The organism is Aeromonas sp. A35_P (assembly GCF_002259925.1).
GTDB classification, from domain to species: domain Bacteria; phylum Pseudomonadota; class Gammaproteobacteria; order Enterobacterales; family Aeromonadaceae; genus Aeromonas; species Aeromonas dhakensis.
Window position 1 is genome coordinate 1 of the sequence record NZ_NEVB01000082.1, and the last position, 7,138, is coordinate 7,138.

At 63.7% G+C, this 7,138-nt stretch carries 7 protein-coding genes; 5 read left to right on the forward strand and 2 right to left on the reverse strand.

The genetic code is table 11. The annotated features are described in order from the left end of the window. Positions 1–506 precede the first annotated feature (506 nt). Positions 507–1,307, reverse strand: coding sequence for a DeoR/GlpR family DNA-binding transcription regulator (locus CAK78_RS06380; RefSeq protein ID WP_017779206.1), 801 nt, complete (start codon positions 1,305–1,307; stop codon positions 507–509). Between the two features lie 255 nt (positions 1,308–1,562). On the opposite strand from CAK78_RS06380, the gene ltnD reads away from it, so the two are divergent. The 5 genes from ltnD (at position 1,563) to denD (ending at position 6,623) form a co-directional block, all read left to right on the forward strand. Next, a complete protein-coding gene (ltnD, locus tag CAK78_RS06385) occupies positions 1,563–2,471 on the forward strand; it encodes an L-threonate dehydrogenase (protein WP_094696738.1) in 909 nt (302 codons plus the stop codon). Then, positions 2,468–3,718 carry a 3-oxo-tetronate kinase gene (otnK, locus tag CAK78_RS06390; RefSeq protein WP_094696739.1) on the forward strand — a complete coding sequence of 417 codons (1,251 nt, stop codon included), beginning with the start codon at positions 2,468–2,470 and terminating at the stop codon, positions 3,716–3,718. The genes ltnD and otnK overlap by 4 nt, the downstream gene beginning before the upstream one ends. Continuing rightward, the gene (otnC, locus tag CAK78_RS06395) at positions 3,711–4,343 is read left to right on the forward strand and encodes a 3-oxo-tetronate 4-phosphate decarboxylase (protein ID WP_094696740.1); all 633 of its coding nucleotides are present in this window, start codon (positions 3,711–3,713) and stop codon (positions 4,341–4,343) included. The genes otnK and otnC overlap by 8 nt, the downstream gene beginning before the upstream one ends. A 61-nt stretch (positions 4,344–4,404) precedes the next feature. Beyond that, a complete protein-coding gene (gene otnI / locus CAK78_RS06400) occupies positions 4,405–5,178 on the forward strand; it encodes a 2-oxo-tetronate isomerase (protein ID WP_017779201.1) in 774 nt (257 codons plus the stop codon). Between the two features lie 35 nt (positions 5,179–5,213). Beyond that, entirely contained in the window at positions 5,214–6,623 is a 1,410-nt protein-coding gene (denD, locus tag CAK78_RS23335; protein WP_094696741.1) for a D-erythronate dehydrogenase, read from the forward strand. Between the two features lie 214 nt (positions 6,624–6,837). Here denD and CAK78_RS22965 read toward each other — a convergent pair. Beyond that, on the reverse strand, positions 6,838–7,138 hold a 301-nt coding region (locus CAK78_RS22965; RefSeq protein WP_217900811.1), incomplete at its 5' end, for a hypothetical protein.

Genomic DNA, 7,138 nt, shown 5'->3' on the forward strand with positions numbered 1-7,138 from the left:
TACCAGCAATCCGATAACGATAGACAAACCGCTTGCTCTTCCCTGCCCTAACCTCAATAGCTAATCCACCACCATGGGGAGATTTCACCGCATAGCGGGTAATCGAAGCCTCCCCTTGCAAAATCAATGAGGGGATCTCTCGATCCTGAGTTACCGGTTTTCTTGCCATAGCATTCTCTCCCCCCTGTTTGGGGTACCACTTGGGGTACCACAGCAAACATGATATAGGGTGAGACTTCATGAAACTAGCTGAAACCCACAACAAGAAAAATAAGCATTAAAAACAATTGATTACCATCAACAACCCAACTTTATAAAACCTTCTGAAACACTGCCGACCTTGGCTCCTAAGGGACAGGCCACTGGTTCGACTCCAGTCGGGAACGCCATACAAAACAAGGGGTTGGCATCGTCATGGTGCCAACCCCTTGCTCGTTTTTGGTCAAGGCCGCCGTGCGGCCGATGGCGGTTGCGTCGGCAGCCCGCCGCAACCTAACCTGCCCTGACTAACCTGCCAGCTCAGTGGAATCGTGTGCATCCCCTCCCAGCGGAACCAGCGTGAGCCTGACACCGTGCTGAGCCAGCACCTCGCGCGCACTCTCGGGCAGTTGCCCATCGCTGATGACCTGATCGATCGCTTCCCAGCCCACCACGTTGAAGGTGCCTACCTTGCCGTATTTGGAGGAGTCGCAGATAAGTATTCGGGTCGCTGCAGCCTCCACCACGGCGCGCTTGACCGGCACCTTCTGCTCGCTGGGAGTGGAGATCCCCAGGGCATCCCAGGAGGAGGCCGACAAGAAGGCAACATCAAGGTGCAGATTGCGCAGGAAGTGGGCGGTCGCCTCGCCGGCGCAGGACTGGTTCTCCCGAATGACCTGCCCACCGGTGTGGTAGAGGCGGCCACGGCCGTGCTCGATCAGGTAGGCACACACCATGAAATCGTTGGTCACTATCATCAAGTCTTCCCGCGGCGCCAGCTCTCGGGCCAGCTCGAGGGAGGTGGTACCCGCATCCAGATAGACGGAGCTGCCCGCGGCCACCTGCGCCGCGGCACTGTGCGCAATGGCGAGCTTCGCCTCCTGCATCAGGCTGCGCTTGGTGGCGTGGGAGGGCTCGCTCTTGATCCGCTCGGAGAGGCTCACGCCCCCCGACACCGAGAGGACTCGCCCCTGCTCTTCGAGCTTCTGGATATCGCGCCTGATGGTCATGTGGGATACCTGCAGCCGTTCGGTCAGTTCCGTGATGCTGACGGCACCGCGCTCGGCCAGCAGGTGCAGGATCTGTTGCTGTCTCTCTACGGGGATCATGGGCAATCCGTAACGCTAAAACGAGCGTCCATGTTACCCCAGCGGGATGGGAAATTTTGATAAAAAAGCAAATCAAGGCTCACAATTCACAATAAATCACATCGCAACCGCCATTAAAGTCACTCAATCGGCTCCATCTCGCTTTAAATAACAAAAACTAACACCACTCAAGTTAAATTTTGTGACACTTGCCTGATATTTCACCACCACAAGCCCCTACTATCGGTTCATTCGTTGTAATCGAGGAACTGACAGATGAGCAGACCCTATCACGTTGCCGTCATCGGCCTGGGCGCCATGGGCATGGGCGCCGCCCGCTCCTGCCTGCGGGCCGGGCTCACCACCTACGGCATCGATCTCAATGCAGAGGCGCGCAACCAGCTGCAACAGGCCGGCGCCGCCGCCGTCATGGCCGATGCCCGCCCCCTGGCGGAGACGCTCGATGCGGTGTTGCTGCTGGTGGTCAACGCCGTTCAGGTGCGCAAGATCCTGTTTGGCGAGCACGGCCTCGCCGCACATCTCAAACCGGGCACCGGCATCATGATCTCCTCCACCATAGCCACAGAAGAGGCCGCAAGCTTGGCTCGCGAGCTCGCCGCGCTGGATCTGCCGATGCTGGACGCCCCCGTCTCCGGCGGCGCCATCAAGGCCGAGGCCGGCGAGATGACGGTGATGGCCGCCGGCGCCGACGCGGCCTTCGACAAGCTGGCCCCTGTGCTCGATGCGGTGGCCGGCAAGGTCTACCGGGTCGGCAGCGAACCGGGCCAGGGCAGCACGGTCAAGATCGTTCACCAGTTGCTGGCCGGGGTGCACATCGCCGTGGCCGCCGAGGCCATGGCGCTGGCCAGCCGGGCCGGCATCTCGCTCGATCTCATGTACGACGTGGTGACCCACGCCGCCGGCAACTCCTGGATGTTCGAAAACCGCATGGCCCGGGTGCTGACCGGCGACTATCAGGCCCGCTCGGCGGTGGACATCTTCGTCAAGGATCTCACCCTGGTAGCCGACACGGCGCGAGAGCTGCGCTTCCCGCTGCCGCTGGCGAGCACCGCCCTCAACATGTTCCTCGCTGCCAGCAACGCCGGCCACGGCAAGGAGGATGACAGCGCCGTCATCAAGATCTTCGACGGCATCACCCTGCCAGGCACGGAGGAAGCACGATGAAACTGGGCGTGATTGCAGATGACTTTACCGGGGCCACCGACATCGCCGGTTTTCTGGTGGAAAACGGCCTCGCCACCCTCCAGCTTGCCGGCATCCCGCCGGCGGTGGATCTCAGCGGGATCGATGCGGTGGTGATCAGCCTCAAGAGTCGCTCCTGCCCGGCGGACGAAGCGGTACGCGACTCGCTGGCGGCCCTCGACTGGCTCAAGGCGCGCGGCTGCCCGCGCATCTATCAGAAGTACTGCTCCACCTTCGACAGCACGGCGGCCGGCAACATAGGCCCGGTCACCGATGCCCTGCTGGCGGCACTGGAGAGCCGATTCACCCTGATCTGCCCAGCCCTGCCGGTGAACGGTCGCACCGTCTATCAGGGCAACCTTTTTGTCGGCGCCCAGCCGCTGGCCGAGTCGGGCATGCGTCACCACCCCATCACCCCCATGACCGACAGCAACCTGCTGCGGTTGATGGAAGCCCAGGGGACGGGCCGCGCCGGACTGGTGCCCTTCACCACCATAGCGCAGGGCCCCGCAGCCATTGCCGACGCCTTCGAGCAGCTAACACAAGCTGGTGTGCGCTACGCCGTGGTCGACACCCTCACCGAGCAGCACCTGCTGGATATCGCCGCGGCCGCCATCGAGATGCCGCTGGTGACCGGCGGCTCCGGGCTCGCCATCGGTCTGGCCAGGTTGCTCGGCAACGGCAATCCGGCCGCCGCCCGCGCCGCGGGAAGACCGCTCTGCACCCGCGCAGTGGTGCTGTCTGGCTCCTGCTCAGAAATGACCAATCGCCAGGTGGCCCGCTATCGGGAGGTGGCGCCTGCTCCCCCCCTCGACGTGGCAGCTTGCCTGACGCAAGCCGACTACCCGGCCGAGCTGGCCTGCTGGGTGCTGGAGAAGCCTTCGTCACCCGCCCCCATGATCCACGCCACCACCAGCCCGGATCGGCTGGCCGAGATCCAGGCCCGCCATGGCCGCGACGCGGCGAGCGAGGCGGTGGAGCAGTGCTTTGCCCGCCTCGCCGTGCTGCTGCGCGCCGCCGGCATAGACAGCTTCATCATCGCCGGCGGCGAGACCTCGAGCCGGGTCACCCAGGCCCTCGGCGTCGCCGCCTTCCACATAGGCCCGCAGATCGCCCCCGGCGTGCCCTGGGTGCGGGCCACCGACGCCCCCCTCTCGCTGGCCCTCAAATCGGGCAACTTCGGTGACGAGACCTTCTTCAGCCGGGCACAGGAGTTTTTCCATGACTGAACAGGCACTGCGCGACACCATGGTGATGCTGGGTGCATCCCTTTTCCAGCGAGGCTATGCCACCGGCGGCGCCGGCAACCTCTCCGCCAAACTGCCGGACGGCACCCTGCTCGCCACCCCGACCGGCTCCTGCCTCGGCCGGCTCGATCCTGCGCGTCTCGCCCGGGTGAGCATGAGTGGCGAGCACCTGGGGGGCGATCGCCCCTCCAAGGAGGTGGCCTTCCACCTCGCCATCTACCACAACCAGCCGGAGTGCCAGGCCGTGGTGCACCTGCACTGCACCCACCTGACCGCCCTCTCCTGCCTAGAGGGGCTGGATCCAGCCAATGTGATCCGCCCCTTCACCCCCTACTACGTGATGCGGGTCGGCCAGCTGCCACTCATTCCCTACTACAAGCCGGGAGATGCCCGTATCGCCGAGGAACTGGGGCGCCGCGCTCCCGAAGGCAATGCCTTTCTGCTTGCCAACCACGGTCCCGTGGTGACCGGCAAGGACCTGGTGGACGCGGTCAACAACATGGAGGAGCTGGAGGAGACGGCGCGCCTGGCACTGCTGCTGCACGGCCAGCGGATCCGCTACCTGAGCGAACCCGAGATCAACGAATTGAGGAGTCTGAAGCCATGAGCCAACTCTGGTCCGTCCCTCTGACCCGATACAAAAACAACGCATTGAGGAGCATCACATCATGAGCAAGTTTGCCGCCAACCTCACAATGCTGTTTACCGAGCTGCCGTTTCTGGAGCGCTTCGCGGCGGCCCGCGAGGCCGGCTTCGCCGCGGTGGAGTTTCTGTTCCCCTACGAGTGGCCAGCCGCCGAGCTGGGGCGCCAGTTGCAACTGCACGGTCTGACCCAGGCGCTGTTCAACATGCCGCCGGGCAACTGGGCGGCGGGGGAGCGCGGCATGGCCGCCATCCCGGGGCGGGAGGCCGAGTTTCGCGCCCATCTGCCAAGCGTGCGCGACTACGCCCTGGCACTGGGGTGCCGCAAGGTACACGCCATGAGCGGCATAGTCGACCCCGCTCATAGCCTCTCGGCCCACCGCCAGACCCTGATCGACAACATCCGCTTCGCCGCCGACTTCCTGGCCGAAGACGGCATCAAGGTACTGCTCGAGCCTCTCAACGATCGGGATGTACCCGGCTACTTCCTGGCCCACCAGCTCGACGCCCTGGCGCTGGTGCAGGAGATAGACAGGCCCAACGTGGCAGTGCAGCTCGATCTCTATCACGCCCAGATCATGGACGGAGATCTCACCCGTCTCATCGGCAAGCTGGGCCCGGCCATCGGCCACGTCCAGATCGCCTCGGTGCCGGATCGCCACGAACCGGACGAGGGGGAGATCGCCTATCCGCACCTGTTCAAGGTGCTGGAGCAGGCGGGCTACCACGACTGGATCGGCTGTGAATACAACCCCAGAGGCAACACCCGGCAAGGCCTGACCTGGCTGGCACAACAATAACGACCCTACACACGAACGAGTCTGAGGATAGCAAGATGCAGATCATCATCACCGGCGGAGGCGGCTTTCTGGGACAGAAGCTGGCCCGCGCCCTGTTGCACAGTTCCTTACCCTTCAGCGAGCTGCTGCTGGTGGACATTCAGGAACCACCACCCCTGGCCGACCCGCGAGTGCGCTGCTTGCAGGCGGATCTGACCGCCCCCGGGGTAGCCGAGTCCCTCATCAGCGAACGCACCGCCGTGGTCTATCACCTCGCCGCCATCGTCAGCAGCCACGCGGAGCAAGATTTCGATCTCGGCTGGCAGGTCAATCTGGACACCACCCGCAGCCTGCTGGAGGCGTGCCGTCACACCCGTCCGGGTATTCGTTTCATCTTCACCAGCTCGCTGGCCGTCTACGGCGGCCCGCTGCCGGAGCTGGTGAACGATGGCACGGCGCTGACCCCCACCTCCTCCTACGGTGCCCAGAAGGCGATGGGAGAGCTATTGGTCAACGACTACAGCCGCAAGGGCTACGTCGACGGCCTGGCACTGCGCCTGCCCACCATCTGCGTGCGGCCTGGCAAGCCGAACCGCGCCGCTTCGTCGTTTGTCAGCAGCATCATCCGCGAGCCGCTGCAAGGGGAAAACGCCCTCTGCCCGGTGAGCCCGGAGCTGCGCCTGTGGCTCTCGAGCCCCGCCACCGTGGTGGCCAACTTCCTGCTGGCCGCCACCCTGCCAAGGGGGGATGCCCGCAGCATCAACCTGCCCGGCATCAGCGTCACCGTCGGCGAGATGCACCAGGTGGCCGCCGAGATAGCGCAGCACGCCCAGCACAACGAGCACTCCATGAGCCAGAGCGAGCAGCTGGTGGGCGGCATGTTGCAGGCCACCGCCCAGACCGGGCTCGCCATCGACGAGAGCGGTGGCGCCCTGGCTCAGCTCAAGCGCTCGGTGGAAGATGTGACCGCCATCGTCGACGTGATTGGCCACATCTCCCAGCAGACCAACCTGCTGGCGCTCAACGCGGCCATCGAGGCGGCGCGGGCCGGGGAACAGGGGCGCGGTTTTGCGGTGGTGGCCGACGAGGTGCGCCACCTCTCCGCCGATACCCAGCGCTCCCTTGGCCAGATCATCGAGATCCTGACCAGACTGACCCAGGCGGGGGATCAGCTCGGCACAGTGCTGGCGCGGATCACCGCAGAGGCCGCCGCCCAGCGTCAACAGGCGGAGCAGTTGCGCCAGACCACCCAGGCGGTGCGGGAGATGGCGCGCAGCACGGCGGTCATCGCCCTGCAGGGGGCCGACAACGCCAAGAGCCAGGAGCACAAGCTGGCCAGTTTTGCCGATCTCATCGGCCGCATCAGCCAGCACGCCCGCCAGGGCAGCCGCCTCTCGGTGCAGGTGTCGGAGCACATCCACCACCAGGCCAGCCAGATCCCGCGCATCCTCGGCCACCAGGCCTGATCCGTGCCGGTTTGCCCGGCGCCCCCAACCCGGCCCCTGCCATCGCGCAGGGGTTTATCTTTTTTTGTGGCACAAAATTATCTGTTATCCGCAGGTTAACGAGGAAAGATCCCTCTGCACAGTGCGATCCGTCCGGATCGGCCGGAAATTTCATCTGAAAACGTTGTCATCGCCGTTATGAGCGGGCTGGGAGTGTCCACAACGAGCGTCATGATTATTTGCACTCGGTCATATTTTTGAAACTTGGTGGGAACTTTCCATTGATATTTCGCACCGCGAACGTACTCTTGAGCTGTCCGATAGCCAAGTATCGGAACACAAAAAAACAAAATATGTGATGAACAGAACTGCACTCACCGCAGATGTGCCAAGACGTCGCGGCCGCAGCCGACATACTCGAACTTTTTGCCCTTCGGGGTCTTGATTGCAATGCCAATACCGAGCGGCGGGCACCTGCCTGACTGCCGGACAAAAAAGCTAAGTCCATAAAATCAGGAGCAATACAAAATGGAACC

Coding starts and splice junctions, on each gene's coding strand:
- CAK78_RS06380 (WP_017779206.1), bottom strand. CDS start 1,307: ATGATCCCCGTAGAGAGACAGCAACAGATCCTGCACCTGCTGGCCGAG.
- ltnD (WP_094696738.1), top strand. CDS start 1,563: ATGAGCAGACCCTATCACGTTGCCGTCATCGGCCTGGGCGCCATGGGC.
- otnK (WP_094696739.1), top strand. CDS start 2,468: ATGAAACTGGGCGTGATTGCAGATGACTTTACCGGGGCCACCGACATC.
- otnC (WP_094696740.1), top strand. CDS start 3,711: ATGACTGAACAGGCACTGCGCGACACCATGGTGATGCTGGGTGCATCC.
- otnI (WP_017779201.1), top strand. CDS start 4,405: ATGAGCAAGTTTGCCGCCAACCTCACAATGCTGTTTACCGAGCTGCCG.
- denD (WP_094696741.1), top strand. CDS start 5,214: ATGCAGATCATCATCACCGGCGGAGGCGGCTTTCTGGGACAGAAGCTG.